At 65.8% G+C, this 25,135-nt stretch carries 17 protein-coding genes and 5 pseudogenes; 6 read left to right on the top strand and 16 right to left on the bottom strand.

Features of this window, described 5'->3' with window-relative positions:
* Positions 1–6: 6 nt before the first annotated feature.
* Together cmoB and cmoA are read right to left on the bottom strand one after the other, a co-directional pair.
* The gene (cmoB, locus tag LN139_RS13505) at positions 7–963 is read right to left on the bottom strand and encodes a tRNA 5-methoxyuridine(34)/uridine 5-oxyacetic acid(34) synthase CmoB (RefSeq protein WP_236354245.1); all 957 of its coding nucleotides are present in this window, start codon (positions 961–963) and stop codon (positions 7–9) included.
* Complete coding sequence (gene cmoA, locus LN139_RS13500) at positions 960–1,700, bottom strand: carboxy-S-adenosyl-L-methionine synthase CmoA (protein ID WP_236354239.1); 741 nt, start codon at positions 1,698–1,700, stop codon at positions 960–962. The genes cmoB and cmoA overlap by 4 nt, the downstream gene beginning before the upstream one ends.
* Positions 1,701–1,833: 133 nt before the next feature.
* On the opposite strand from cmoA, the pseudogene LN139_RS25700 reads away from it, so the two are divergent.
* Positions 1,834–2,664: pseudogene (locus LN139_RS25700) on the top strand (MCP four helix bundle domain-containing protein); the annotation flags it as partial.
* Positions 2,656–3,519, top strand: a complete 864-nt coding sequence (locus LN139_RS25695) for a methyl-accepting chemotaxis protein (RefSeq protein WP_442964434.1) — start codon at positions 2,656–2,658, stop codon at positions 3,517–3,519. The pseudogene LN139_RS25700 and the gene LN139_RS25695, both read left to right, overlap by 9 nt.
* Positions 3,520–3,522: 3 nt before the next feature.
* Here the strand turns inward: LN139_RS25695 and LN139_RS13490 are convergent, their stop codons facing one another.
* Positions 3,523–3,930 carry a protease inhibitor I42 family protein gene (locus LN139_RS13490; protein ID WP_236354235.1) on the bottom strand — a complete coding sequence of 136 codons (408 nt, stop codon included), beginning with the start codon at positions 3,928–3,930 and terminating at the stop codon, positions 3,523–3,525.
* Between the two features lie 168 nt (positions 3,931–4,098).
* Positions 4,099–6,508: pseudogene (gene lon, locus LN139_RS13485) on the bottom strand (endopeptidase La).
* A gap of 149 nt (positions 6,509–6,657) precedes the next feature.
* Here lon and LN139_RS13480 point away from each other — a divergent pair.
* The 4 genes and pseudogenes from LN139_RS13480 to LN139_RS13465 all read left to right on the top strand — a co-directional run bounded on the left by LN139_RS13480 (position 6,658) and on the right by LN139_RS13465 (position 10,990).
* The gene (locus tag LN139_RS13480; protein WP_236354234.1) at positions 6,658–7,353 is read left to right on the top strand and encodes a methylamine utilization protein; all 696 of its coding nucleotides are present in this window, start codon (positions 6,658–6,660) and stop codon (positions 7,351–7,353) included.
* A complete protein-coding gene (locus tag LN139_RS13475) occupies positions 7,337–9,697 on the top strand; it encodes a putative bifunctional diguanylate cyclase/phosphodiesterase (protein WP_236354232.1) in 2,361 nt (786 codons plus the stop codon). The genes LN139_RS13480 and LN139_RS13475 overlap by 17 nt, the downstream gene beginning before the upstream one ends.
* 8 nt (positions 9,698–9,705) lie before the next feature.
* Positions 9,706–10,556, top strand: a pseudogene (locus LN139_RS13470) (DUF3034 family protein).
* Positions 10,557–10,558: 2 nt separating this feature from the next.
* Complete coding sequence (locus tag LN139_RS13465) at positions 10,559–10,990, top strand: group I truncated hemoglobin (RefSeq protein ID WP_236354230.1); 432 nt, start codon at positions 10,559–10,561, stop codon at positions 10,988–10,990.
* Positions 10,991–11,069: 79 nt separating this feature from the next.
* On the opposite strand, the gene pdeM is transcribed toward LN139_RS13465, so the two are convergent.
* From pdeM to LN139_RS13405, 12 genes and pseudogenes are all read right to left on the bottom strand, one after another.
* Positions 11,070–11,708: a ligase-associated DNA damage response endonuclease PdeM gene (gene pdeM, locus LN139_RS13460; RefSeq protein WP_442964433.1), complete on the bottom strand. Its 639-nt coding sequence runs from the start codon at positions 11,706–11,708 to the stop codon at positions 11,070–11,072.
* 14 nt (positions 11,709–11,722) lie between these two features.
* Positions 11,723–14,185, bottom strand: a complete 2,463-nt coding sequence (locus LN139_RS13455; RefSeq protein ID WP_236354214.1) for a ligase-associated DNA damage response DEXH box helicase — start codon at positions 14,183–14,185, stop codon at positions 11,723–11,725.
* A gap of 64 nt (positions 14,186–14,249) precedes the next feature.
* Positions 14,250–15,015: pseudogene (locus LN139_RS13450) on the bottom strand (ABC transporter ATP-binding protein).
* Entirely contained in the window at positions 15,003–16,145 is a 1,143-nt protein-coding gene (locus LN139_RS13445) for a succinylglutamate desuccinylase/aspartoacylase family protein (protein WP_236354213.1), read from the bottom strand. The pseudogene LN139_RS13450 and the gene LN139_RS13445 overlap by 13 nt, the downstream one beginning before the upstream one ends.
* A 10-nt stretch (positions 16,146–16,155) precedes the next feature.
* Positions 16,156–16,866, bottom strand: coding sequence for an ABC transporter permease (locus LN139_RS13440; protein WP_236354212.1), 711 nt, complete (start codon positions 16,864–16,866; stop codon positions 16,156–16,158).
* Positions 16,863–17,591: an ABC transporter permease gene (locus LN139_RS13435; RefSeq protein WP_236354211.1), complete on the bottom strand. Its 729-nt coding sequence runs from the start codon at positions 17,589–17,591 to the stop codon at positions 16,863–16,865. The genes LN139_RS13440 and LN139_RS13435 overlap by 4 nt, the downstream gene beginning before the upstream one ends.
* A 67-nt stretch (positions 17,592–17,658) precedes the next feature.
* Complete coding sequence (locus LN139_RS13430; protein ID WP_236354210.1) at positions 17,659–18,441, bottom strand: transporter substrate-binding domain-containing protein; 783 nt, start codon at positions 18,439–18,441, stop codon at positions 17,659–17,661.
* 244 nt (positions 18,442–18,685) lie between these two features.
* A complete protein-coding gene (locus tag LN139_RS13425; RefSeq protein WP_236354208.1) occupies positions 18,686–20,329 on the bottom strand; it encodes an ATP-dependent DNA ligase in 1,644 nt (547 codons plus the stop codon).
* A 12-nt stretch (positions 20,330–20,341) separates the two neighbouring features.
* Positions 20,342–21,342 (bottom strand): annotated as a pseudogene (locus LN139_RS13420) (ligase-associated DNA damage response exonuclease).
* A gap of 114 nt (positions 21,343–21,456) precedes the next feature.
* Positions 21,457–23,298: an ABC transporter ATP-binding protein gene (locus tag LN139_RS13415; protein ID WP_236354206.1), complete on the bottom strand. Its 1,842-nt coding sequence runs from the start codon at positions 23,296–23,298 to the stop codon at positions 21,457–21,459.
* A gap of 30 nt (positions 23,299–23,328) precedes the next feature.
* Positions 23,329–23,889: a peptidylprolyl isomerase gene (locus tag LN139_RS13410; RefSeq protein WP_236354204.1), complete on the bottom strand. Its 561-nt coding sequence runs from the start codon at positions 23,887–23,889 to the stop codon at positions 23,329–23,331.
* A gap of 222 nt (positions 23,890–24,111) precedes the next feature.
* Positions 24,112–25,020 carry a LysR family transcriptional regulator gene (locus LN139_RS13405; protein WP_236354202.1) on the bottom strand — a complete coding sequence of 303 codons (909 nt, stop codon included), beginning with the start codon at positions 25,018–25,020 and terminating at the stop codon, positions 24,112–24,114.
* Between the last annotated feature and the right edge of the window lie 115 nt (positions 25,021–25,135).

Below are 25,135 nucleotides of genomic sequence, written 5' to 3'. Positions count from 1 at the left end.
CAGGCCTTACTTGATCGCGGTAATCACTGCCCGCATCGGCGCCGGCAGGCCCTCGACCGTCCTGGTATGGTCAGCTGGGTCGAGAAAGCTCTCCAGCGACTGATAGCGCATCCACTCGGTGCTGCGCTGCTCGGCCACGCTGGTGTGGCTGACGTCCACGCAGCGCACTTCGCTGAACCCGGCGCGGCGTACCCACAGTTCCAGCGCCGCCACCGAGGGCAAAAACCACACGTTGCGCATCTGCGCGTAGCGGTCTTCGGGCACCAGCACGGTGTCGGCATCGCCCGGCACCACCAGCGTTTCCAGTACCAGCTCGCCGCCTTTGACCAGGCAATCCTTCAAGGCCAGCAAATGGTCGATGGGGGAGCGGCGGTGGTAAAGCACGCCCATCGAGAACACCGTGTCGAAGCCTTGAAGGTTCGGTGGCAGATCCTCGAGCGCCAGCGGCAGGTGCCAAGCCGGGTGGCCGGGCAGGTACTGGGCCACGGCCTGGAACTGGCAGAAGAACAGCCAGTTGGGGTCGATGCCGATCACCGATTCGGCGCCGGCGCCGAGCATGCGCCACTGGTAGTAGCCATTGCCGCAGCCCACGTCGAGTACGCGCTTGCCTTGCAGGTTCAGGTGTGGCGCCACGCGCTGCCATTTCCAGTCGGAGCGCCACTCGGTGTCGACATGCACGCCGAACAGGTCGAACGGGCCCTTGCGCCACGGCGAGAGGCCCATCAGCGCGTCGTGCAGGCGCGCGCGGGTGCTGTCGTCGCAGTTGCCTGCCAGGGTGAAGCTGTCGCGAAGGTCGACAACGCTGGCCTCCAGTTCAGGCAGCGAACGCAGCGCGTTCTGCCAGCGTTCGAGGTCGCCGTGGCCCTTGGCCAGGCGCGCGCCGAGGTCGGCTTGCAGGCCTTGGGCCCAGGTATGCAGGGGGGAGCCGGCGAGGCGGCTGGCCAGGGGGCTGAGATCGATCATGGCAGGGCAATGAAAGAGGCGAAGTTGATGCACTGGAACCACGGCACCACGCGGCTGAACCCGGCGGCCAGCAGGCGCTCGCGGTGTTCTTCGGCGCTGTCGGGCTTCATCACGTTTTCGATGGCGCTGCGCTTCTGGGCGATTTCCAGTTCGCTGTAGCCGTTGGCGCGCTTGAACGCCAGGTGCAGGTCGTTGAGCAGGGCCTGGTCGGCGCCCTCGGCAAAGCGCAGTTTCTCCGACAACAGCAACGCGCCGCCGGGCACCAGTGCCTGGCGGATGGCCTTGAGCAGCGCAAGGCGTTGCTCGGGTGCGATGAATTGCAGGGTGAAGTTCAGCGCCACCACCGAGGCCGGCTGCCAGTTCAGTTGCAGGATGTCGGCTTCGATCACCTGCACCGGCAGCAATTCCTGGAACATCGCATCCTGCGCCTTGAGGTACTCGCTGCAGCGGCTGACCATCGCCGCAGAGTTGTCTACCGCGACGACGTGGCAGCCCTCGGTGGTCACGTGCCGGCGCAGCGCCTGGGTGACCGCCCCGAGCGAGGCGCCCAGGTCGTAGAGCGCCGTGCGCGGCTTGGCGAACTGCCCGGCCAGCACCCCGAGGTTTTCGACGATGGCCGGGTAGCCGGGCACCGAGCGCTTGATCATGTCGGGGAACACCCGCACCACGTCCTCGTTGAACACGAAGTCGGGCACCTGGGCCAGGGGCTGGGCGAAAAGGCGGTCGGAATCGGGCACGGGCAGGCACACAGGCTGGAAAAACGGCGGATTTTAAAGGCCGGCGGCGCCTGCCACAAGCGCGCGGCGGCCAGCGGCGCGGTGGCTTGGGAAAATTCCTAAAAATGCGCCATCAGGTGATGGCACCGCGTGTATGAGTGAGCCTAGGCACTCCCGATCACCGAAAAGGATATTCAGCATGCCTCGATTCAGCGACCTCAAGCTCAGGCCCAAGCTGCTGCTGGCCTTCGCCCTGTGTGCAGTGATCACCGTGGCGGTAGCGCTGCTCGGCAATGCCGGCATCGCCCGGGTACACGCCGGTCTGGAAACCGTCGTGAGCAACAATCTGGAGTCGATCAGCAAGGTAAACCTGGCCAAGGCCAACACCATCGCCACCAATCGCGACCTGTTCCATGCCGTTGCACTCTCCGCCCAGGGTGCCGAACCCAAGGCCATCGAGGCGGCGCACATGGCCTTCAGGGAAAACCAGGCTGAGGCCCTGGCCAACTTTCAGGCCTACCAGGCAACGCCGTTGCTGGACGACGAACGCCAGGCCAGCGAAGCATTCAAGCAGCATTGGCCCCAATACGTGGCCGCCGCCGAGCAGGTGTTCGAACTACTCGCACGGGAGAATTTCGGCGGGGCCAGCCAACAGCTCAATAGCGTGGCGCATCCGGCCTACCGCGCAGTGTTGGCTGACCTGAAGCTGATACTCGACTCCAACGAGCGGCAGGTGGACGTGCTGGAAGATGTGGGCGCCGAGATCTACCAGCGCGCCACCTGGCAACTGAGCATCGGCGCACTGCTCGCCGCGCTGTGTGCCGCTGGGCTCGGGATGTTGATCACCCGCATGATCACCCGCCCGCTCGGCCGCTCGGTGCAAAGCGCCAGCCGTGTGGCCGAGGGTGATCTCACACACCCCATCGAGGATGGCGGCGCCGACGAAACCGGGCAGTTGCTGCAGGCCCTGGCGCGCATGCAGCTCAACCTGCGTGAGATGGCAGGGCAACTGGCCGACGCTGCGCAACACCTGGCAGGTTCGGCCGGCGAGCTGAGCGAGGTGACCGAGAACGGCAGCCAGGAGCTGGCCCGGCAGAACGATGAAATCCAGCTGGCCGCCACGGCCGTGACGCAGATGAGCGCCGCTATCGACGAGGTCGCCCAGCAGGCCGCCGGCACCTCGCAGGTCTCCAATCAGACCGCCGAGCACGCGCTGCAAGGCCAGCAGCAAGTGCAGGCCGCCACTCAGGCAATGGACCAGATGACGCACACCATCGGTGAATCGACCCAGCAGATCGAAACCCTCGCCGCCCAGGTGCGCGGCATCACCACGGTGCTGGATGTGATCCGCGGCATTGCCGAGCAGACCAACCTGCTGGCGCTCAACGCCGCCATCGAGGCCGCACGCGCCGGCGAACAGGGCAGGGGCTTTGCGGTGGTAGCCGATGAGGTGAGGGCCCTGGCTCATCGCACTCAGGCCTCGACCGGGGAGATCGAAGCGATGATTGCCCAGGTACAGGCCAGTGCCGATGAAGCGGTGCTGGCGATGGTCAAGAGCCAGACCGTGGCGACCAGCACTCAGACCCTGGCCAGTGAGGCTGGCCAGGCGCTGGAGCGCATCAGCGCCGGCGTGGGGCAGATCAACGAGCGCAACCTGGTGATCGCCACCGCCGCCGAGCAGCAGGCGCAGGTGGCACGCGAAGTGGACCGCAATCTTGTGAACATTCAGGGCCTGGCTGAACGCAGTGCCGCCGGCGCCGACCAGACCAACGCCTCCAGCCAGCGGCTGACCGACCTTGCGCTGTCGTTCAACACCATGGTCGGGCGGTTCAAGCTCTGAGGGTTACTTCACCGAAAGCGTGCAATCGAATGCGTCCACCGGTTTCACCTCTGGCGCCCAGGGCTGTTGCGACACCAGCTTCAGGTGCGCCTCGCCGGCCGCAATGGCCTTGAAGCGCCATAGGGATTGCCCGTTACCGCCCACCAGCCCGGCGTCTTCGGGGTTGCTGTAGACCTCAGGCCCCAGGCTCTGCAGCACGGCGGGCGCTGCGTCGACCAGCTTCCAGCGAAAGCCGCTGGTGGGCAGGCTCGGCAGCTTCAGGTCAACGTGCTGCCCCACCACCAGCGGTAGCGGGCACTGGCTCTGCTTGCTCAGGCTCACCGTGCGTTGCGGGCCCGGTCCATGGCCGGTGCAGGCCGCCAGAGCCACCAGCCCTAACCCCATCCCCAATCGGCTCAACAGCGTGTTCATGCTTTTCCTTCCATCCATTTTCGAGAGCGCCCGACCATCGATCAGGCGCAGTTGATGACGTAGGAGCGCGGCTCGCCGCGCGACGCGCAGATCGTCACCGCGCATGGCCTCTGAAGCGGCGCGTCGCTTGGCACAGCCAAGCTCCTACGGCGGCCCTCAAGAGTGCCTTCAACCAAACAACACCTTGGCCACATCCCCGAACCGTTTGGCGAAATGCACCGTCAGCCCTTCCTTGAGGTACTCCGGCAACTCCGCGTAATGCCCGCGGTTGGCCTCCGGCAGGATCAGTTCGAAGATCTTCTGCCGGCGCGCGGCGATGACCTTCTCGCGCACCCCGCCGATGGGCAGCACGTGCCCGGTCAGGGTCAGTTCGCCGGTCATGGCGATGCCTTTTTTCGGCACCTGATCACGGGCCAGTGACAGCAACGCACTGGCCATGGTCACACCCGCGCTCGGGCCGTCCTTGGGCGTGGCGCCCTCTGGCACGTGCAGGTGCACAAAGGCCTCGTCGAAAAACTTGGGGTTGGCGCCGTAGCTTTTCAGGTGGCTGCTGATGTAGCTGTAGGCGATCTCCGCCGACTCCTTCATCACATCGCCCAGTTGCCCGGTGAGCTTGAAGCCCCGGTTCAGGCTGTGAATGTGGGTGGCTTCGATGGGCAGCGTGGCGCCGCCCATGCTGGTCCAGGCAAGGCCGGTGATCACGCCCTTGCCGGCCAGCACCTGCTCGGAACGGAACACCGGCATGCCGAGGGAGGCTTCCAGGTCCTTGGGCCCCAGCTTGATCACCGCATCCGGCTCGTCGATCAGCCGCACTACAGCCTTGCGCACCAGCTTGCCGAGCAGTTCTCGAGCTGGCGCACCCCGGCTTCGCGGGCATAACCGTCGATCACCGTGCGCAGGGCGGCGTCGCTGATGCTCAGCTTGCCTTTCTTCACACCGGCCCGCTCCAGCTGGCGCGGCCACAGGTGGCGCTTGGCGATGGCGAGCTTTTCTTCGGTGATGTAACCGGAAAGGCGGATCACCTCCATGCGGTCGAGCAGCGGGCCGGGGATCGAGTCGAGGGTGTTGGCGGTGCAGACGAACAGCACCTTGGACAGGTCCAGGCGCAGGTCCAGGTAATGGTCGAGAAAATCCACGTTCTGCTCGGGGTCGAGGGTTTCCAGCAGCGCCGAGGCCGGGTCGCCCTGATAGCTCTGGCCCATCTTGTCGATCTCGTCGAGCATGATCACCGGGTTCATCACCTCCACATCCTTGAGCGCCTGCACCAGCTTGCCGGGCTGGGCGCCGATGTAGGTGCGGCGGTGGCCCTTGATCTCGGCCTCATCGCGCATGCCGCCGACGCTGAAGCGGAAGAACGGCCGGCCGAGGGATTCGGCGATCGACTTGCCGATGCTGGTCTTGCCCACTCCCGGCGGGCCCACCAGCAGCACGATCGAGCCGCTGATCTCGCCTTTGTAGGCGCCTACCGCGAGGAACTCGACGATGCGCTGCTTGATGTCGTCAAGGCCGGCGTGGTGCTGGTCGAGCACCTTGCGCGCATGGCCGAGGTCGAGCTTGTCCTTGCCGTAGACGCCCAGGGCAGGGCGGTGGCCCATTCCAGGTAGTTGCGGGTCACGGCGTATTCGGGCGAGCCGGTTTCCAGGATGCCCAGCTTCTGCATCTCTTCGTCGATGCGCTTTTGCGCAGGTTTGGGCAGGGTCTTGCCTTCCAGGCGCTGCTTGAACTGCTCAAGGTCCGCGCTGCGGTCGTCCTTGGTCAGGCCCAACTCCTGCTGGATCACCTTGAGCTGTTCCTTGAGGAAGAATTCGCGCTGGTGCTCGCCGATCTGGCGGTTCACTTCGGCGGAGATTTCTTTCTGCAACCGCGCTACTTCCACTTCCTTGCGCAGCATCGGCAGCACCCGCTCCATGCGCTTGAGCATCGGCACGCAGTCGAGCACCTGCTGCAGCTCCGCGCCGGTGGCGGAGGTAAGTGCTGCGGCGAAGTCGGTGAGCGGAGATGGGTCGTTGGGGCTGAAGCGGTTGAGGTAGTTCTTCAGCTCTTCGCTGTACAGCGGGTTGAGCGGCAGCAGTTCCTTGATCGCATTGATCAGCGCCATGCCGTAGGCCTTCACCTCATCGTTGGGCTCGGCCGGCTGCAGCGGGTACTCGACCTCCACCAGGTAAGGCGGGCGATGGTGCTTGAGCCAGGTGCGGATGCGCACGCGGGTCAGGCCCTGGGCCACGAACTGCAGCTTGCCGTCTTCGCGGCTGGCGTGGTGCACCTTGACCAGCGTGCCGTACAGCGGCAGGGCCGAGGTGTCGAAGTGGCGGTGGTCTTCGGCCGGGGTTTCCATGAAGAACAGCGCCAGGCTGTGGTGCGGCGTCTTGGCCACCAGGTCGAGGGTTTCGGCCCAGGGCTCTTCGTTGACGATCACCGGCAGCACTTGGGCCGGGAAGAACGGCCGGTTGTGAATGGGGATCACATAGACCTTGTCCGGCAGGCTCTGGCCGGGCAGGGCAAGCTCGGTGCTGGTGTCGATGGCGTGTTCGATGTGATCTTGGTCAGCGGCGTCGTTGTCGTCGTACCGGTCGCTCATGGGGCACCTGGGCAAGGAAGTATGCAGCCTTAGATGGGGAACCATCGAGCGGGTTTCAATGGCTGGCACTCCAGCTTCGGCTAGGCTGGCCGATAGCCTCGTATAAACCCGTGACAGGCGGGCCGACGTTTCCTGCCCAGGTGCCCGACATGCCCCACCTCCTCATTCGCCTGGCCGCTGGCGCCAGCGCCCTGATGCTCGGCCTGGCGGCCCACGCTGCCAGCTTTCAGGCCCATGTTCAGGAGGCCGATGGCACCCCTGTGAAAGATGCGGTCATCAGCCTCAAAGGCCCGGGTGGCAAGGCGCCCGGGCCCGCCCAGGCGATCATGGATCAGCGCGCCAAGGCGTACCTGCCGCATGTGCTGGCCGTGCACACCGGCACGGCCGTGAGCTTCCCCAACAGCGACAACATCCGCCACCAGGTGTATTCGTTCTCGCCGGCAAAACGCTTCGAATTGCGCCTGTACGAAGGCACGCCCACCTCGCCGATCGTGTTCGACAAGCCCGGTATCGTGGTGCTGGGCTGCAATATTCATGACTGGATGCTCGGCTACCTTTACGTGACCGACGACCCCTGGTTCGCGGTCACCGATGCTCAGGGCAATGCCAGCATTAGCGAGGTGCCGGTGGGCGCGTATCAGGTCACAGCCTGGCACCCGCAGAGCGCCGATCAGCAGTTGCAGCCACAAGGCGAGGTGCGTATCGAGGAGGCTGGCACTCGCCACAGCTACACGCTCGCCATCACTCCGTTGCCTGCCAACACACCGCAGGCACCGGCCCCCAGCGAATTCGGCGAGGCCTTTGGCAAAGCCGTGCAAGAGACCACACGTGAAGCCACAAAGTAGCTTTCAGGCTCGCATCACCGCGCTGCTGGTGCTCCTGCTGCTGGCCGTGATCGCGCTCATCACCCTGGCGGTGAAGGTCACCACCGCTGACGCCGTGCGTGCCCAGGCCACCGACCAGCTGGAAGTCGGTACCCGGGTGTTCGAGCGCCTGCTGGATTTCAACGGCCGACGCTTGCGCGACGCGGTGCAACTGCTGGCGGCAGACTTCGGCTTTCGCGACGCCGTGGCCAGCGACGACTCGGCCACCGTGCGCTCGGCGCTGGCCAACCATGGCAGCCGCATTGGCGCCACTGACGTGTTCTTGCTGGGCATGGACGGCACGGTCATGGCCAGCACCGTCGACAGCGTGCCCAGCGGCCAGGGCTTTCTCTATGACCAGGCGCTGCGCGAGGCGCGCCGGCGCAGCCAGTCGAGCCTGATCGTGCCGATCAATGGCCAGCCGCACCTGCTGGTGGAGGCGCAGGTCATGGCGCCGCTGCCGGTGGCGCGGGTGGTGATGGGTTTTACCATGGACGCCGATTTCGCCCGCGAGCTGCATGCCTTGAGCAGCCTGCAGGTGTCGATCATGACGCTGGACAAGGGCCAGCCCGGCCCGCTGGTGAGCACCCAGCCCCCGGAGTTTCGCGACGCCATCGGGCAGTGGCTGCTGGCTCATCCCGATGGCCGGCGCGTGCTGCTCAGCGAAGTCCAGGGCCAGCGCTTTCTCAACCAGAGCCTGGTGCTGGCCGAAGACCCGGCCACCGGCGGCAAGGTGGTCGCCCTGTTGCAAAGCCCGCTGGACGACGCCTTCCGCGCCTTCGCCCCGCTGGACCACAACCTGATGCTGATCGCCAGTGCGGCCCTGGTGGTGTCGCTGCTGGCGTCGCTGCTGCTGGGGCGCAGCCTCACGCGCCCGGTGCGCACCCTGGCCGCTGCCGCCGAGCGCATTGGCCGTGGTGACTATCAAACCCCGGTACACCTGAGCCGCGATGACGAGCTGGGCTCCCTGGCCGGGGCGATCAACCTGATGCAGGAGGGCATCGCCGAGCGCGAACAGCGCCTGGCGCACAACGCCCTGCATGATCACGTCACCGGCCTGCCCAACCGGGCACTGGCCACCGAGCGGCTAGGCAGCGCCATCGCGGCCGAGCGGCCAATGGCGCTGCTCTACATCAGCATCGACAATCTGCGTGGCCTGGCCGAGAACGGCGGGCCGGCCTACACCGAGCTGCTGCTGGGCGATGTCAGCCGTACGCTGGAAAAACTGCTGAGCCCCGGCGACACCCTGGCCTACCTGATCGGTGGTGAGTTCCTGTTGCTGCTCGACCAGTTCGACAGCGACCGCGCCGTGGCGGTGGCTGACCAGGCCCAGCAGTGGATGATCAAGCCGCGACGCGTCGCCCAGCACGACGTCAGCTTCGACACCCGCATCGGCATCGCGGCATACCCGGCCGACGGTGATGACGCCGAGGCGCTGCTCTCACGCGCGGCCATCGCCATGCAGGATGCCCAGGACATGCCCGGCCGGCTGCAGGTGTATCAGCAAGGGCGCGACCTGGCGCACCAGCGGCAGATTCAGCTGATCCGCGACCTGCGCCGTGCGGCGGGCAATGCCGAGTTGTTTCTCGCCTACCAGCCCAAGCTGGACATCCGCGATGCCCAGGTGCGCCAGGCCGAGGCGCTGCTGCGCTGGCAGCACCCGCAGTTCGGGCTGGTGTCGCCGGGCGAGTTCATTCCGCTGGCCGAGCGCACCGGCAGCATTCAACTGCTCACCTGCTGGGTGCTGGAGGAGGGCATTCGCCAGTTGAGCGAGTGGCGAGGGCGCGGCTTGCACGTGCAACTGTCACTGAACATCTCTGCCGATGATCTGGGCAGCGACGCGCTGGCCGAGCAGGTGCCGGTGCTGTTGCGCGAGCATGGCGTGCCGGCCGAGCAACTGATTTTCGAAATCACCGAAAGTGCGGTGATGCGTGAGCCGGAGGCGGCGCTGAAGGTGCTCAACCGCCTGCGCGAGGTGGGCGTTAGCCTGTCGATCGACGATTTCGGCACCGGCTACTCGTCGCTGGCGCACCTCAAGCGCATGCCGGTGCAGGAGCTGAAGATCGACCAGTCGTTCGTGCGCAACCTGGATGAAACCAGCGAAGACGCCGTCATCGTGCGCTCGACCATCGAGATGAGCCATAACCTGGGCCTGAAGGTAGTGGCCGAGGGCGTGGAGTATGAACACAGCCTGCGGCTGCTCGAGCGCTGGCAGTGCGACACCGCCCAGGGCTACCTGATCAGCCGGCCGCTGACGGCTTCGGCGTTCGAAATCTGGCTACGCGAGTCGCTGTACTTTCCCACCGCTGCGGAGCCTGCACTGTGAAAAGATCCATCCTCGCGCCGTTGTTGTGGCTGGCCGCTACTGCTGGCGGCCCGGTGCTGGCAGACGGCGGCAAGCTCTGGGCCACGGGCGGCGCCACCAACGTCGAAGGCACTGCCGGCGGCGGCATCACCCCGTGGGCGGTGATCGGCAGCTACGCCGAGGAAGGCCAGTGGGGCGCCAACGTGTTCGCTACGCGAGTCTGGCTGCCTGACTACCGGCTGGATGTCGCCGGGGTGTCGGCGGCCTATGGCAACCGTGTGGAGTTCTCCTACGCGCGCCAGCGCTTCGACCTGGGCAGCCTGGTGCACAAGGCCTCGCTGCCGGAGAACAGCCTTAGCCAGGATGTGCTCGGCGCCAAGGTGAAGCTGTTCGGCGACCTGATCTACGGCGACATCCCGCAGGTGTCGTTGGGGCTTGAGTACAAGCACCAGCGCGACTTCCTCATCCCCAACTGGTGGGCGCGCGCCGCGACCACGACGTGGAAGGCTACATCGCCGCCAGCCGGGTGATTCTCGGCGGGTTCTTCGGCTACAACCTGCTGCTCAATGGCGATTTACGCTACAGCCGCGCCAACGAAATGGGCCTGCTGGGCTTCGGTGGCGACCGCCGTGATCGCCGCAGCTGGCTCAAGGAAGGCTCGGCGGCAGTGCTGCTGAACCCGCATTGGGCGGTAGGCGTGGAGTATCGGGAAAAGCCCGACAACCTCTCGTTCGCCGGGGAAAGCGACTGGGCGGATGTGTTCGTCGGCTGGTTCCCCAACAAGCATGTGTCGGTGGTGCTGGCCTATGCGCGCCTCGGGGAGATCGCGACGCTCGATGACCAGAACGGCACCTACCTGTCGCTGACCGGGAGTTTTTGAGCATGCGCCTGTTGCCGATCCTGCTCGCCAGCCTGCTGCTTGCCGGCTGCGCACAAAGCCCGTCGCAGCCACCCGCTGATCCCGGCCTTTACCAGGCACTGGGCGGCAAGCCCGGCATCACCCGCCTGGTGGAGGCGATGCTGCTCAACGTCGCTCAGGACCCGCGGATCGTCAGCCACTTCAAGAATGTCGACCCGGTCAGGCTGCGCGACAAGCTGGTGGAGAAGTTCTGTGTCGAGGCGGGCGGGCCTTGCGTGTACAGCGGCGACAGCATGGCCGAGGCGCACAAGGGGCAGAACATCAGCAAGGCCGAATTCAATGCGCTGGTGGAGGACCTGCTCAAGGCCATGGACAGCCAGGGCATACCGGTGCCGGTGCAGAACCGGCTGATCGCGCGGCTGGCGCCGCAGCGTGAAGAGGTGATTCACAAGTAGGAGCGCGGTTTCACCGCGCGACGCGCCGATCTTCGATACAGCGTGTCGCGCGGTGTGATCGTGAAACGGTGCCTAGCGCTCAGGGCAACGCAAACACCCCTTCCGGCGCCGCGAGCACCAGCCGCATCCCTGGCTTGCGCTGCACTGCAAACCCCCCGGTAAAGGCGCCGAAGGCCGGCAACAGGGTGACCTGCTCGCCCAAGCAGTAGCAGGGCAGGCGCAAGCGCTGGCGGCCGCGGCCGGTGAGCAGGTAGACCGGATGGAGGTGCCCGGCGAGCACATGGTGAGTAGGGTGGGGTGCCGGCTCATGGCGCAGCGCGAGAGGGCCACGCAGCATCGGTTCGTTGGCCACCTCCATCGCCAGGCTTGCCGGTGGGTCGCCGGCATGGTGATCGTGGTTGCCGCGGATCAGGATGATGCGCAAGCCCGGATGCCCGGCCCGCCATGCAGCCACTGCCTCCAGTGTGGCGCTGCCTTGCGCGGCCGGGCCGTGCAGGAAGTCGCCGAGGAAGATCAATTCACGGCAATCGTGCCGTGCCAGCAGCCGGTCAAGCAGCGCCAGGTTCGACGCCGTGGTGCCGTGCGGCACCGGCTGGCCCAGCGCGCGGTACACTGCGGCCTTGCCGAAGTGCGCATCGGCCACCAGCAATGCCCGTTCCGCCGGCCAGTAAATGGCCTTTTCCGCCAGCAGCCACAACTCGGCACCGGCCACGTTCATCACCAGCCACGGGTTCACTGCCCACCCCCTGCAGCTTTTTCCAGGTCGCGCAGCATACGCGCGATGCGGTCGTTGAGTTTTTCCGAGCTCAGCCGTTCACGCAGGCGCTCCACCAGCAGCGGAAAGGCCAGCGGGGTCGGCCGGTCGATCTGTCGCAAATCGACGGTGCAACCTTGCAGGTGCTCCAGGCTGCCGCGCAGGCGAGCGATGTCCAGTTCCTGGCCGAGCACTTCCTGTTCGGCCTGGGCCAGCAGCAGGTTTTGTGCGTCGTATTGGCGGAACACGTCGAAGAACAATTGGCTGGAGGCCTGCACCTGGCGCGTGCTCTTTTGCGCGCCGGGGTAACCCCCGAACACCAGCCCGGCGATGTGGGCGATCTCACGAAAGCGCCGTTGCGCCAGCTCGCCCGCATTGAGGCTGGCGAGCACGTCCTCGAAGAGGTTGTCCGGGCTGAGCAGCCCGTCCTCCAACGCCTGCGCCCAGTCCACCGGTGTTGGGCTGAGCAGCTCAAGGCCGTAGTCGTTCACCGCCAGCGAAAAGCTCGCAGGCGCCCGCTGGCCCAATCGCCAGGCCAACAGGCTCGCCAGGCCCAGGTGCACCAGGCGCCCGGCGAACGGGTAGATGAACAGGTGCCAGCCTTCGCGGGTTTTCAGTTGCTCGATCAACAGGCGCTGGCGCCCCGGCAAGCCCGACCAGGCTTGCTGCACCTCCAGCAACCCGCGCACCGCGCGCAGCGGCGGGCTGTCGAAGCGCCCGGCGCTGGCCGCGTCGAACTGCTCCATCAGCGCGTCCGCCAGCTCGCTGGACAGCGGCATACGCCCGCCATTCCAGCGCGGCACCGCAGGCTTGGCACCGGCAGCGCGCTTGACGTACGCGGTCATGCCCTCGACCCGCACCAGCTCCAGCGTGCGCCCGCCGAACAGCATCAGGTCGCCTGGGCGCAGGCGGGCGATGAAGCCTTCTTCCACCGTGCCGATGGATTTTCCGCCGCCGCCCTTGCTCCAGTATTTGAGGTTCAGCGAGGCGTCGCTGACGATGGTGCCGATGCTCATGCGGTGGCGCCGCGCCAGGCGCGCGTCGGGCACCCGCCACAGGCCATCCTCGGCCGGCTCCACGCGGCGGTAGTCGGGGTAGGCAGTAAGCGACAGCCCGCCGTGGCGCACGAACGCCAGCGCCCACTGCCAGGCGGCGTCGCTCAGGTTGCGGTAGGCCCAGGCGGTACGCACCTCGGCCAGCAACGCACCGGGCTCGAAACCGCCCCCCAGCGCCACCGTCACCAAATGCTGCACCAGCACGTCCAGCGGCTGCTCGGGCGACAGCCGCGGCTCGAGCCGGCGCTCGCGTACGGCCTTTTCGGCCGCCGCCGCCTCGACCAATTCCAGGCTGTGCGTGGGCACCAGCGTGACCCGCGAGGCGCGCCCCGGCCCATGCCCGGAACGGCCAGCGCGCTGGATCAAACGGGCTACGCCCTTGGCCGAACCCACCTGCAGCACCCGCTCCACCGGCGCGAAATCCACCCCCAGGTCGAGGCTGGAGGTACACACCACCGCTTTGAGCTGGCCGGCCTTGAGCGCTTGCTCGACCCACTGGCGCACCTCGCGCGCCAGGGAGCCGTGGTGCAGGGCAATCATCCCCGCCCAGTCGGGCCGCGCATCGAGGATTGCCTGGTACCAGATCTCGCTCTGTGCACGGGTGTTGGTGAACACCAGGCTGCTGGCACTGCTGTCGAGTTCCGCCACCACCTGGTTGAGCATGCGCAGGCCCAGGTGGCCGGCCCAGGGAAACCGCTCCACCGACGCCGGCAGCAAGGTGTCCACCTCGATGGCCTTGCGCGCATCGCCTTCGATGCGCACCCCGGCCTCGCCCAGCAGCACGTGCTGGGCATGTTCGAGGTTACCGAGGGTGGCCGACAGGCCCCAGGTCTGCACGGCAGGGTTCCACTGGCGCAGCCGCGCCAGCGCCAGTTGCACCTGCACGCCACGCTTGTTGCCGAGCAGTTCGTGCCACTCGTCCACCACCACCAGGCGCAGGCTGGCCAGCTCGCTGCGGGCGTTCTCACGGGCCAGCATCAGGCTCAGGCTTTCGGGAGTGGTGACCAGCACCGTGGGAAGCCGCCGGCTTTGGCGCGCCCGTTCGCTTGAGGAAGTGTCACCGCTGCGCAGGCCGAGGCTCCAGCCGATGCCCAGTTCCTCCACTGGCACTTGCAAGGCGCGCAGCGTGTCGGTGGCCAGGGCGCGCATGGGCGTGATCCACAGCACCGTGAGCGGTGCGCTGGCCGCGCGGCGGGTTTTCGCGGCAGGGGCGGGGCTGCCCCAGGCGTTCAGCGCGCCGAACCACAGCGCGTAGGTTTTACCCGCGCCAGTGCTGGCATGCAGCAACCCCGACTGGCCCGCGCCCATGGCTTTCCAGGCCGCACGCTGGAACGGGAACGGCTTCCAGCCACGGTTGTTGAACCACTGTTTGGCGTAGTCGGGCATCGGCGGCCTGCGCGTGCTGTCGTTGTTTGGCAGACAACAGCGCGCCAGTGCCGGTTCGCTTGGCTTACTTGAGGTTGCCGCTCAAAAACTGCCGCAACCGCTCGCTGGTGGGGTTGCCCAGCACCTGCTCCGGCTCGCCTTGCTCTTCGATCAGGCCCTTGTGCAGGAATACCACCTGGCTTGCGACCTGGCGGGCAAAGGCCATTTCGTGGGTGACCATGATCATGGTGCGGCCTTCCTCGGCCAGGCCCTGGATCACCTTGAGCACCTCGCCCACCAGCTCCGGGTCGAGCGCCGAGGTGGGCTCGTCGAACAGCATCACTTCCGGCTCCATCGCCAGCGCCCGGGCAATGGCCACGCGCTGCTGCTGGCCGCCGGAAAGAAACGCCGGGTACTGGCCGGCCACGCGCTCGGGCAGGCCGACCTTCTCCAGGTAACGGCGGGCGCGTTCTTCGGCCTCCTGTCTTGCCCAGCCCCAGCACCTTGCGTGGCGCCAGGGTGATGTTGTCGAGCACGCTCAGGTGGCTCCACAGGTTGAAGTGCTGGAACACCATGGCCAGGCGCGTGCGCAGGCGCTGCAATTCTGCAGGGTCGGCCACCTGCATGCCTTCGCGGCCATTGACCATGCGGATCGGCTGGCCGTCGAGGGTCATGGCGCCGTCGTTGGGCGTTTCCAGAAAGTTGATGCAGCGCAGGAAGGTGCTCTTGCCCGAGCCGCTGGCGCCGATCAGGCAGATCACATCGCCACTTTTGGCCTTAAGCGACACACCCTTGAGCACTTCGTTGTCGCCGTAGCTTTTATGCAGGCCGTCGATGGTCAGTTTGTACATGCGCAAGGCGCCTCACGGAGAAGTAGATAGCCACTGCGGAACGCTTCGGTTCCGGCAACGTGTGCGATGACCATGCCGGCGGTGGCCATGCGCCGCAGCGAGCGGGCGTAAAGCAGCCCGGCATTGCGGTTGTGCACGGCGGTGACACGGTCTGTTATGGGGTCGATCACTTCGGCGATCAGCTGCCCGGCTTCCAGGTATTCCCCTGGCTGGGCGCAGAACACCAGCACGCCGCCGTCGGGGGTGGCCACCGGCTCCACCGCTGCCAGCGGCGTAGCGGGGTAGAGCAGTTGCGGTTGCGCGTCGGCGCTGCCGTCGATGGCGCCATGGTGGGTCAGGTAGTTGATCAAGGCCTGGCAGTCCCGGCTGGCCAGGGCGTGGTTCACATCGCCCTGGCCGCGCAGTTCCAGCGTGACGCTGAAGCTGCCGTCCGGGATCGGGAACCTGCCCTCGAACCGTTGCTCGAGCTCCCACCACACCAGGGAGAAGCATTCATCGAACGACTGGCCGCCCGAATCGGTGGCCAGCAGGCTTGCCTGCGAGCCTAGGTAACGTGCCAGTGGCTCGACCTTGGGCCAGGCCTCGGGCGTGGTGTACAGGTGCTCCACCGCCTCGAAGTCGCAATGCAGGTCGAGCACCATGTCGGCGTCGCAGGCCAGCTGCTGCAGCGTCAGGCGCAAGGCCTGCAACTGTGTGGTTGGGCGTTCGGCGGCCAGGGCCTGGCGCAGTGCCTGGCGGATCAGTACCAGGTTCTGCTGCGGGTCACCGGCCAGTTGCGCCTCGACCGCGTCGCCTACCTGCAAGGCCAGGTCGACGAAGTGGCGGTTGAAGTTTTCGCCGCTTTCGAGCTGGTAGCGGCCCAGCGGGGTGTCCATCAGCACCTGCTCCAGGCCGATGGGGTTGGCCAGCGGCACCAGCACGATCTGGTGGCGCAGGCGGCCGGCGTTTTCCAGCTCCGCCAGGCGCTGCTTCAGGTGCCAGGCCACCAGCATGCCGGGCAGCTCATCGGCGTGCAGCGAGGCCTGGATGTACACCTTGCCCGGCGCTTCGGCCGGGCCGTAGTGGAAGCTCTCGATGTGCCGCGCGGTGCCGGGCACCGGGCTTTGCAGAGGGTGTGAACGGTGTTGCATGGGCGATCCCTCAATGAGCCGGGCCGAGGAAGGCCAGCCAGCGGCGTTCGGCCAAACGGAACAGCCCCACCAGGGTAAAGGTGATGGCCAGGTACAGCACCGCAGCGATGCCGAAGGACTGGAACGTCAGGTAGGTCGCGGAGTTGGCATCGCGCGCCACCTTGAGGATGTCCGGCACGGTGGCGGTGAAGGCCACGGTGGTGGCGTGCAGCATCAGGATCACTTCGTTGCTGTAGTACGGCAGCGCCCGGCGCAGTGCAGACGGGAGGATCACGTGTGCATACAGCTTGAAGCCCGACAGCCCGTAAGCCTTGGCCGCTTCGATCTCGCCATGGGCCATGCTGCGGATGGCGCCGGCGAAGATCTCGGTGGTGTAGGCACAGGTGTTGAGCGCGAAGGCCAGGATGGTGCAGTTCATCGCATCGCGGAAAAACGCATTGAGCATGGGTTGGTCACGCACGCCCTCCAGGCTGTAGATGCCGGTGTAGAAGATCAGCAGCTGAATGTAGAGCGGCGTGCCGCGGAACACGTAGGTGTAGAACTGCACCGGCCAGCGCACCCAGAACCGCCGCGAGCAACGCGCCACCGCCAGCGGAATCGACACCACGAAGCCGATGCCGACCGAGGCGATCAGCAGCCAGAGCGTCATGGCAAGGCCGGTGATGTTGTTGCCGTCGGACCAGAGAAACGCCTGCCAGTATTCCTGAAGCAGCTCGATCATCGCGTGGCCTCCCGGCTGCCGACATTGAAACGCCGCTCCAGGCGGCGCATGACGAAGTTGGAGGCGCTGGTGATGGCGAGATAGATCAGGCCGGCCAGCACCAGGAAGTAGAACAGCTGGTAGGTGCTCTTGCCCGCGTCCTGTGCAGCCTTGACCACATCGGCAAGGCCGATGATCGACACCAGCGCGGTGGCCTTGAGGATCACCATCCAGTTGTTGCCCAGGCCCGGCAGGGCGTAGCGCATCATCTGCGGGAACACCACATGGCGAAAGCGCTGGCCACGGCTCATGCCATAGGCAGTGGCCGCCTCGACCTGGCCGCGCGGCACCGCGAGGATCGCGCCACGGAAGGTTTCAGTGAAATACGCCCCGTAGATGAAGCCCAGGGTGATGACCCCGGCGATGAAGGGGTCGATCTCGAAATAGTCCCATTCCAGCGCGTCGGTGAGGCTGTTGAGCCAGATCTGCAGGCTGTAGAAGATCAGCAGCATCAGCACCAGGTCGGGCACGCCGCGGATCAGGGTGGTGTAAAGCTGCGCGGCCCAGCGAAACACGGCCACGCGCGAGAGTTTGGCGCTGGCGCCGATCAGCCCGAGCACAACGCTCACGGCCAGCGACAGCAGGGAAAGCTTGACGGTCATCCAGGTGCCTTGCAGCAGCAAAGGCCCGAAGCCCTTAAGGCTCAATGCCGAGAGCCCGAGGCTCTGCAACAGGTGGTCGAGCATGTATCAACCCTTATGCGGTCAATAAAAGCGCCCGCACCCTTGTGGGGCGCGGGCGCTCGTGGGCAGCTTACTTGCCGCTGTACAGGTTCAGGTCACCGAAGTGCTTCTTCTGGATTTCGGCATAGGTGCCGTCATCGTGCATGGCTTTGAGGCCCTTGTTGAGCAGCGCTTGCAGGTCCTTGTTGCCTTTCTTGATGCCGATGGCGGTTTTCGCTGGCAGCAGCTCGCTCTCGAACGGTTTGGAGACTTCGTAGTCAGCGCCTTGCGGCGATTTCAGGAAGCCCAGCTCGGCTTGCAGCATGTCTTGCAGCGAGGCATCCAGGCGGCCGGAAACCAGGTCGGCGTACACCTGGTCCTGGTTCTGGTAAGCCTGGGTTTTCACGCCGTTCTTCTCGAGCACGCCCTTGGCGTAGGCTTCCTGGATGGTGCCTTGCTCGTAGCCGACGGTCTTGCCCTTGAGGGTGGCGTTGTCCTGGGTGAAGCCTGCGCCTTTCTTGAACACCAGCGCGGTGGGGCCGGAGAACAGCTCATCGGAGAAGTCGATGGCCTTTTCGCGGGCCGGGGTCACGGTGAGCGAGGAGATCACGCCGTCGAACTTGTTGGCCTTCAGGCCCGGGATCATGCCGTCGAAGTCGTTCTCGACCCATTTGCAGGTCACTTTCAGTTCCTTGCAGATGGCGTTGCCCAGGTCGATGTCGAAACCCACCAGGCTGCCGTCGGCGGCTTTGGATTCGAACGGTGCGTAGGACGGGTCGACGCCAAAGCGCAGCTCTTTGTAGTCCTTGGCCACAGCGGCGCCGGCGGACAGGCAGAGTGCCAGGGCAGAAAGGGTCAGCCATGCTTTTTTCATTGTGCAGTCCTTAAAAAACCTGAAAGGCGTGGTTCACAGGGAGGCGTTACCGGCAGAAGCCAGGTGCCATCGTGATAGCAAATTTCGCACCATGGTGCAGGCTTTGCCAGCGCCTGGGCGCCTGGCAATCCCTTTCCGTCGCAGTTCTGACAGAAACCGCGCGCAACCCTGCCCTTGAGCGGCCGGATTTGCGCCAAATAGGGGCGAGGTGTCGAGCGAGCGCCATTGTGGTGCGCGTTTCGACTCAACTCAACAGCTCGTGTAACACCGCCAGGGTATCGGCTTCCTGCACGGGTTTGTCATGGCGCCAGCGAAGCAAGCGGGGAAAGCGCACGGCAATGCCGCTTTTGTGCCGTTTTGACAGCGCAATGCCTTCGAAGGCCAGTTCGAACACCTGGGTAGGGGTAACACTGCGCACCGGGCCGAACTTCTCCACTGTGGTGCGCCGTACCAGTGCGTCGACCTTGTGCATTTCTTCGTCCGTCAGCCCCGAATAGGCTTTGGCGAAGGGCACCAGTTGGCGCTCGCTGGCCTCGGGCGGGCCGTCCCACACGGCGAAGGTGTAGTCGGTGTAGAGGTTGGCGCGCCGGCCATGCCCAGCCTGTGCGTAGATCAGCACGGCATCCACGGTGAAGGGCTCGACCTTCCACTTCCACCACGTGCCGACGTCCTTGGTGCGGCCGACGCCGTATTGCGCATCGCGGGCCTTGAGCATCATGCCCTCAACGCCGCGGGTGCGTGACTCTTCACGCAGTTCTGCCAGCGCCTGCCAACTGCTGGCCTGAATCACCGGCGAGGATTGCAGCAGCGGCAGCGCCACCTGTTCGAGCAACTGGTCGAGCTGTGCGCGGCGCTCGGCCTGCGGGCGGCTGCGCCAGTCGTGGCCTTGCCATTGCAGCAGGTCGTAGGCGAGCAGCACCACAGGGGCCTCCTGCAGCAACTTCTTGCCCAGCGTCTTGCGGCCCAGGCGGGTCTGCAGCAGGGCGAAAGGCTGCACGCCGGTGCCTTCGTGCCACACCACGATTTCGCCATCGAGCACGGTGCCGTCGGGCAGGTGCTCGAGCAGTGCCTGGAATTCCGGGAAGCGCTCGGTTACCAGCTCCTCGCCGCGCGACCACACCCACAACTGGCCATCACGCTTGACCAGCTGCGCGCGGATGCCATCCCACTTCCATTCGGCCTGCCAGTGCTCGATGGGCCCGAGGCGTTCGTCGAATTGCTCCAGCGGCGTCTGCAACGGGTGGGCGAGAAAAAACGGGTAGGGCTGGCCGCCGCGCAGGGCGTGTTCGTCTTCGCTGGGCGGGGCGATCAGGGCCTGGTAGGCGGCAGCGGTGGGGCGGTGGGAGAGGTCGGTGTAACCCACCAGCCGCTGGGCAACCTGCTTGGGGTCAAGCTCTGCCAGGCTTGCCAGCGCGCGGGTCACCAGCAGTTTGGAGACGCCTACGCGGAAGCTGCCGGTGATCAGCTTGATGCACAGCATCAGCTCGGCGCGGTCGAGCCGGCCCCAGAGTTCGGGAAGCTTTTGGTGCAGGGTTTCCGGTGGCAGGCCGCGCAGGGGCAGCAGCGCCTGCTCGACCCACCAGGCCAGGCCTTCCTCGCTCTGGCTGGGTTGGTCGGGGAGCACCAGCGACACGGTTTCGGCCAGGTCACCGACGCTGTGGTAACTCTCTTCGAACAGCCATTCCGGGAGCCCGGCCATGGCCTGGGCGACTTCCCGCAGCACGCGGCTGGGCACCAGTTGCCGGGGCCGCCCGCCGGCGAGGAAGTACACCGCCCAGGCAGCGTCTTCGGCCGGGGCGCTGGCGAAGTAGTCTTGCAGCGCAGCCAGGCGGGCGTTGCTGGAGGTGGTGGCGTCGAGGCGCGCGTAAAGTTGTGCAAAGGCCTGCATGGGCGGCTCCTGTCAGGCGGCTTCTTCCGGGTCGCCGTAGGCTTCGATCTTCATCTCGCGGCCATCGAGCCCCTGTTCGCACAGGTAGCGCGCCAGCACCGCAGTGGAGCCATGGGTCACCATCACGCGCTCGGCGCCGGTCTGCTCGATGGCCCAGAGCAAGCCAGGCCAGTCGGCATGGTCGGAAAGCACGAAGCCCCGGTCCACGCCACGCCGGCGCCGCGCGCCACGCAGGCGCATCCAGCCACTGGCGAAGCCGTCGCTGTAGTCGCCGAAGCGGCGCATCCAAGTGCTGCCGGCGGCAGACGGCGGGGCGACGATCAATGCCTGGCGCAGCAAGGGGTCGGTCTTTTTGAAGTCGGTGGCGTAGAGCGTTTCGGGAGGTAGATGCCACCTTCGCGGTACACGCGGTTCAGCGGCTCCACCGAACCATGGGCCAGGATCGGGCCGATGCCGGCATCGATGCCGTGGAGGATGCGCTGGGCCTTGCCGAAGGAATAGGCAAACAACACGCTGGCACGCCCGGCCTGGGCATTGGCTCGCCACCACTGGTTGATTTCGTCGAATATCTCGCGCTGCGGCTGCCAGCGGTAAATCGGCAAGCCGAAGGTGGATTCGGTGATGAAGCAGTGGCAGCGCACCGGCTCGAACGGCTCGCAAGTGCCATCGGCCTCGACCTTGTAGTCGCCCGACGCTACCCACACCTGGCCCTGGTATTCCACCCGTACCTGCGCCGACCCCAGCACGTGGCCTGCCGGGTGAAAACTCAGCGTGACGCCGTGGTGGTCGATGCGCTCGCCATAGGCGAGCGTTTGCAGGTTGATCCCCTCGCCCAACCGCGCCCGCAGGATGCCAGCCCCCGGCGCCGCGCTCAGGTAATGCTGGCTGCCAGTGCGCGCGTGGTCGCCATGGCCGTGGGTGATGACAGCACGTTCGACCGGGCGCCACGGGTCGATATAGAAGTCGCCGGCGGTGCAGTAGAGGCCTTCGGGGCGGGCGATGATCAGGTCCATCCGGTGCTCCTGTGTGCTGCGTGTCGCCCGTTACACGGCGTCCGGCTAGCCGGCCTGCCACCAAGCCGGTGGTGCAAAAAGTGGGAGGCCGGCTCGCCGGGCGACGCGGCAATGTCAGTCCAAACCGACGAACCCGCCGGTCTGGTGCCTCCACAAACGTGCATACAGCCCTTTCTGTGCCAGCAGCTCTTCATGGCTGCCCAGCTCGACGATCTGGCCTTTCTCCATCACCACCAGCCGGTCCATCTTGGCGATGGTGGAAAGGCGGTGGGCGATGGCGATCACAGTCTTGCCTTCCATCAGGCTTTCGAGGCTTTCCTGGATCGCGGCCTCGACCTCCGAGTCCAGTGCCGAGGTGGCCTCGTCCATCACCAGGATCGGCGCGTTCTTGAGCAGCACGCGAGCGATGGCGATGCGTTGGCGCTGACCGCCGGAGAGCTTCACACCGCGTTCGCCCACGTGCGAATCCAGCCCCACGCGGCCTTGTGCGTCGGACAGCAGCGGGATGAACTCGTCGGCCTTGGCCTCGTGAATGGCGCGCAGCACTTCCTCTTCGGTGGCGTAAGGCCGGCCGTACATGAGGTTTTCGCGGATCGAGCGGTGCAGCAGCGAGGTGTCCTGGGTAATCAGGCCGATCTGCGAGCGCAGGCTGTCTTGCTGCACCTCGGCGATGTCCTGGCCGTCGATAAGGATGCGGCCTTCATCGAGCTCATACAGGCGCAGCAGCAGGTTCACCAGGGTGGACTTGCCCGCACCCGAAGGGCCGAGCAGGCCGATCTTCTCGCCGGGGCGAATGTTCAACGTCAGCCCGGGAATGATCGGGCGCGCCTTGCCGTAGTGGAAGTTGATGTGCTCGAAGTCGATGCGGCCTTCGGCAATCTTCAGCGGCGGCGCCTGGGGTTTGTCTGCCACGGTGACGGGCTGGGCGATGGTCTGCAGGCCGTCCTGCACCATGCCGATGTTTTCGAAGATGCCGTTGACCACCCACATGATCCAGCCCGACATGTTCACGATCCGGATCACCAGCCCGGTCGCCAGCGCAATCACTCCGACGCTGAGCAGGCCGTGGGTCCACAGCCACAGGGCAAGGCCGGTGGTGCAGACGATCAGCAGGCCGTTGAGGATAGTGATGGCCACGTCCATCTCGGTGATGACGCGGTTGGCGTACTGGGTTTTCTCGGTCTGCTCGCTGATCGCTTCGCGGGCGTACTGCTGCTCAAGGTTGGTGTGGGCGAACAGCTTCAAGGTGGTGATGTTGCTGTAGCCGTCGACGATGCGGCCCATCAGCTTGGAACGAGCGTCGGAGGAAATCACCGAACGGGCCTGCACCCGCGGCACGAAGTACCACAGTGCAATGGCGAAGGCGAAGATCCACACCACCAGCGGCACCATCATGCGCCAGTCGGCCTGGGCGAACAGCACCAGCGAACTCACCGCGTAGATGGTCACGTGCCAGAGGGCGTCCACCGCCTGCACGGCCGAATCACGCAACGAGTTGCCGGTCTGCATGATGCGCTGGGCGATGCGCCCGGCGAAATCGTTCTGGAAAAAGGACATGCTCTGGCGCAGCACGTAATTGTGGTTCTGCCAGCGGATCATGCTGGTCATGCCAGGGGTGATCGACTGGTGCACGAGCAGGTCGTGCAGGCCAACGAACACCGGGCGCAGCACCAGCGCCACGACCACCATCCACAGCAATTGGCCCCAGTGTTCGCTGAAGAACTCCCGGGCCGGGGTGGTGTTGGTCATGTCGATGATGTCGGAGAGGTAGCTGAACAGCGCGACCTCGATCAGGGCCGCGACCAGCCCCACCGCCAGCAGGGCCACGAAGCTGGGCCACACCTGGCGGATGTAATACCAGTAGAAGGGCCACACCTTGCCGGGCGGCGCATCGGTGGGCGCGTCGCGGAACACATCGATCCATTGTTCGAAGCGGCGGTGAAGCGCAGACAGCATGGCGGGCTCTCCTGTTCTGGCGGCAGCCGATCAGTCGATGCGCTTGGCGCTCTTGATCATGATCGGGTTGGACGGCACGTTCTGCATGCCGCGTTGCGTGGTGGTAGGCGCGTTGACGATCTGGTCGACCACGTCCATGCCCTGGGTGACCTTGCCGAACACCGCGTAACCGAAGTCACGGCCGCCGTGGTCGAGGAAGTCGTTGTCCTTGACGTTGACGAAGAACTGCGCGGTGGCCGAGTTGACGGCCGAAGTACGTGCCATGGCGAGGGTGCCGCGCACGTTGCGCAGGCCATTGTCGGCCTCGTTCTTGATCGGGGCCTGGGTGGGCTTTTCGTTCATGTCGCGGGTGAAACCGCCGCCCTGGACCATGAAGCCCGGGATCACGCGGTGGAAGATGGTGTTGTTGTAGAAGCCGGAATCGACGTACTGGAGGAAGTTGGCGGTGCTGATCGGGGCTTTCTCGGCGTCCAGCTCCAGGGTGATCTGGCCAAAATCGGTCGCCAATTGAACGTGCGGGTGCTTGTCGTCGGCCAGTGCGGCAGTGGAGAGGGCCAGGGCGCAGGCAGCGATGCAGAGTTTCTTGAGCATGGATTCACGGATCCTTGTACGTGGAAGCGACCGCAGCAAAACGGTTTGCGGCGGCGGGAATTGAACCGCTTGGGCAGGTTCAGGCGCACAGGGTGACGGGAATTGCCGATCACTTCCAGTGGCCTGGCCACACTCGGGAGGTTCAACCCCGGCCAGCATTGGCGTTAAGGCTGGGACAGCCCTGGCGCGGGATCCGTTCAAGCGCATTGTGCGCTGGGGTGCTCAGCCTGGCGCCTGGCCGGCGCCTTCTTCGTCGTCGAAGCGGCACAGCAGGTCGGTGAGGATCTGCGTGGCCGGCCCCAGGGGTTTGTCTTTGCTGGCGTACAGGTAAAACACCGGATTGCGCGTGCTGCCTTGCTCCAGCACCAGCGGTTTGAGAATGCCATCGCGCAGCTCGCGCTCGATCAGGTGCCGCGGCAGCCAGGCAAAGCCCAGGCCGCTGCCGACGAAGGTGGCCGCCGTGGCCAGGCTGCCGACCGTCCAACGCTGCTCGGCCCCGAGCCAGCCCACGTCACGCGGCTGATGGCGGCCCGAATCGCGGATCACCACCTGCAACTGGCTCTCCAGGTCCTGAAAGGTGAGCTGGCGGTTGAGCTGGTGAAGCGAGTGGTTGGGGTGAGCGACGGCGAGGAACTCCACCGGGTTGAGCTCGGTGCCCAGGTAGCCGGGGATGCTGTAGCCGCAGATGGCCAGGTCCGTGCCTTCCTTGAGCACCTCCTCCACACCCGAGAGCACCTCTTCGCGCAGGCGCACCCGGCAACCCCGGCTCTGCGGCATGAATGCGGTCAGTGCCTTTACCAGCCGCGCGCTGGGGTAGGCGGCGTCGACGACCAAACGCACTTCGGCTTCCCAGCCTTGCTCCATGTGCAGGGCGAGGTCTTCGAGCTGGCTGGCTTGCTTGACCAGTTGCCGCGAGCGGCGCAGCAGCACTTCACCGGCTTCGGTCAGCACGGCCTTGCGCCCGTCGATGCGCAGCAGCGGCACACCGAGTTGCTCCTGCATGCGGCCCACGGTGTAACTCACCGACGACTGCGAACGGTGCAGCGCCTCGGCGGCCTGGGCGAAGCCGCCGTGGTCGACTACGGCTTGCAGCGTTCGCCATTGGTCGAGAGTCACGCGGGGGGCTTTCATTGAGGATCCTTGAAACGGGGAAGACCGCGCCAATAAAACAAAATTTTCGATCGATTGCATGGGGATTTTTGCCCGGCACGTTGGCAAGGCCCGGCCCAGCGGCTAAGGTCGGCGC

The organism is Pseudomonas sp. KNUC1026 (genome assembly GCF_021650705.1).
Classification (GTDB): domain Bacteria; phylum Pseudomonadota; class Gammaproteobacteria; order Pseudomonadales; family Pseudomonadaceae; genus Aquipseudomonas.
Note: the sequence above shows the minus strand (reverse complement) of the source record. Positions and strands in the feature narration are given on the sequence as shown.

Excerpts from the sequence above, each read along its gene's own strand:
- LN139_RS13435 (WP_236354211.1), bottom strand. The coding sequence starts at position 17,591 with ATGCTCGACCACCTGTTGCAGAGCCTCGGGCTCTCGGCATTGAGCCTT.
- pdeM (WP_442964433.1), bottom strand. The coding sequence starts at position 11,708 with ATGAACGTGGCCGGTGCCGAGTTGTGGCTGCTGGCGGAAAAGGCCATT.
- cmoB (WP_236354245.1), bottom strand. The coding sequence starts at position 963 with ATGATCGATCTCAGCCCCCTGGCCAGCCGCCTCGCCGGCTCCCCCCTG.
- LN139_RS13430 (WP_236354210.1), bottom strand. The coding sequence starts at position 18,441 with ATGAAAAAAGCATGGCTGACCCTTTCTGCCCTGGCACTCTGCCTGTCC.
- LN139_RS13425 (WP_236354208.1), bottom strand. The coding sequence starts at position 20,329 with ATGCAGGCCTTTGCACAACTTTACGCGCGCCTCGACGCCACCACCTCC.
- LN139_RS13405 (WP_236354202.1), bottom strand. The coding sequence starts at position 25,020 with ATGAAAGCCCCCCGCGTGACTCTCGACCAATGGCGAACGCTGCAAGCC.
- LN139_RS13410 (WP_236354204.1), bottom strand. The coding sequence starts at position 23,889 with ATGCTCAAGAAACTCTGCATCGCTGCCTGCGCCCTGGCCCTCTCCACT.
- LN139_RS13465 (WP_236354230.1), top strand. The coding sequence starts at position 10,559 with ATGCGCCTGTTGCCGATCCTGCTCGCCAGCCTGCTGCTTGCCGGCTGC.
- LN139_RS13455 (WP_236354214.1), bottom strand. The coding sequence starts at position 14,185 with ATGCCCGACTACGCCAAACAGTGGTTCAACAACCGTGGCTGGAAGCCG.
- LN139_RS13490 (WP_236354235.1), bottom strand. The coding sequence starts at position 3,930 with ATGAACACGCTGTTGAGCCGATTGGGGATGGGGTTAGGGCTGGTGGCT.
- LN139_RS13440 (WP_236354212.1), bottom strand. The coding sequence starts at position 16,866 with ATGATCGAGCTGCTTCAGGAATACTGGCAGGCGTTTCTCTGGTCCGAC.
- LN139_RS13480 (WP_236354234.1), top strand. The coding sequence starts at position 6,658 with ATGCCCCACCTCCTCATTCGCCTGGCCGCTGGCGCCAGCGCCCTGATG.
- LN139_RS13415 (WP_236354206.1), bottom strand. The coding sequence starts at position 23,298 with ATGCTGTCTGCGCTTCACCGCCGCTTCGAACAATGGATCGATGTGTTC.
- LN139_RS13445 (WP_236354213.1), bottom strand. The coding sequence starts at position 16,145 with ATGCAACACCGTTCACACCCTCTGCAAAGCCCGGTGCCCGGCACCGCG.
- LN139_RS25695 (WP_442964434.1), top strand. The coding sequence starts at position 2,656 with ATGCAGCTCAACCTGCGTGAGATGGCAGGGCAACTGGCCGACGCTGCG.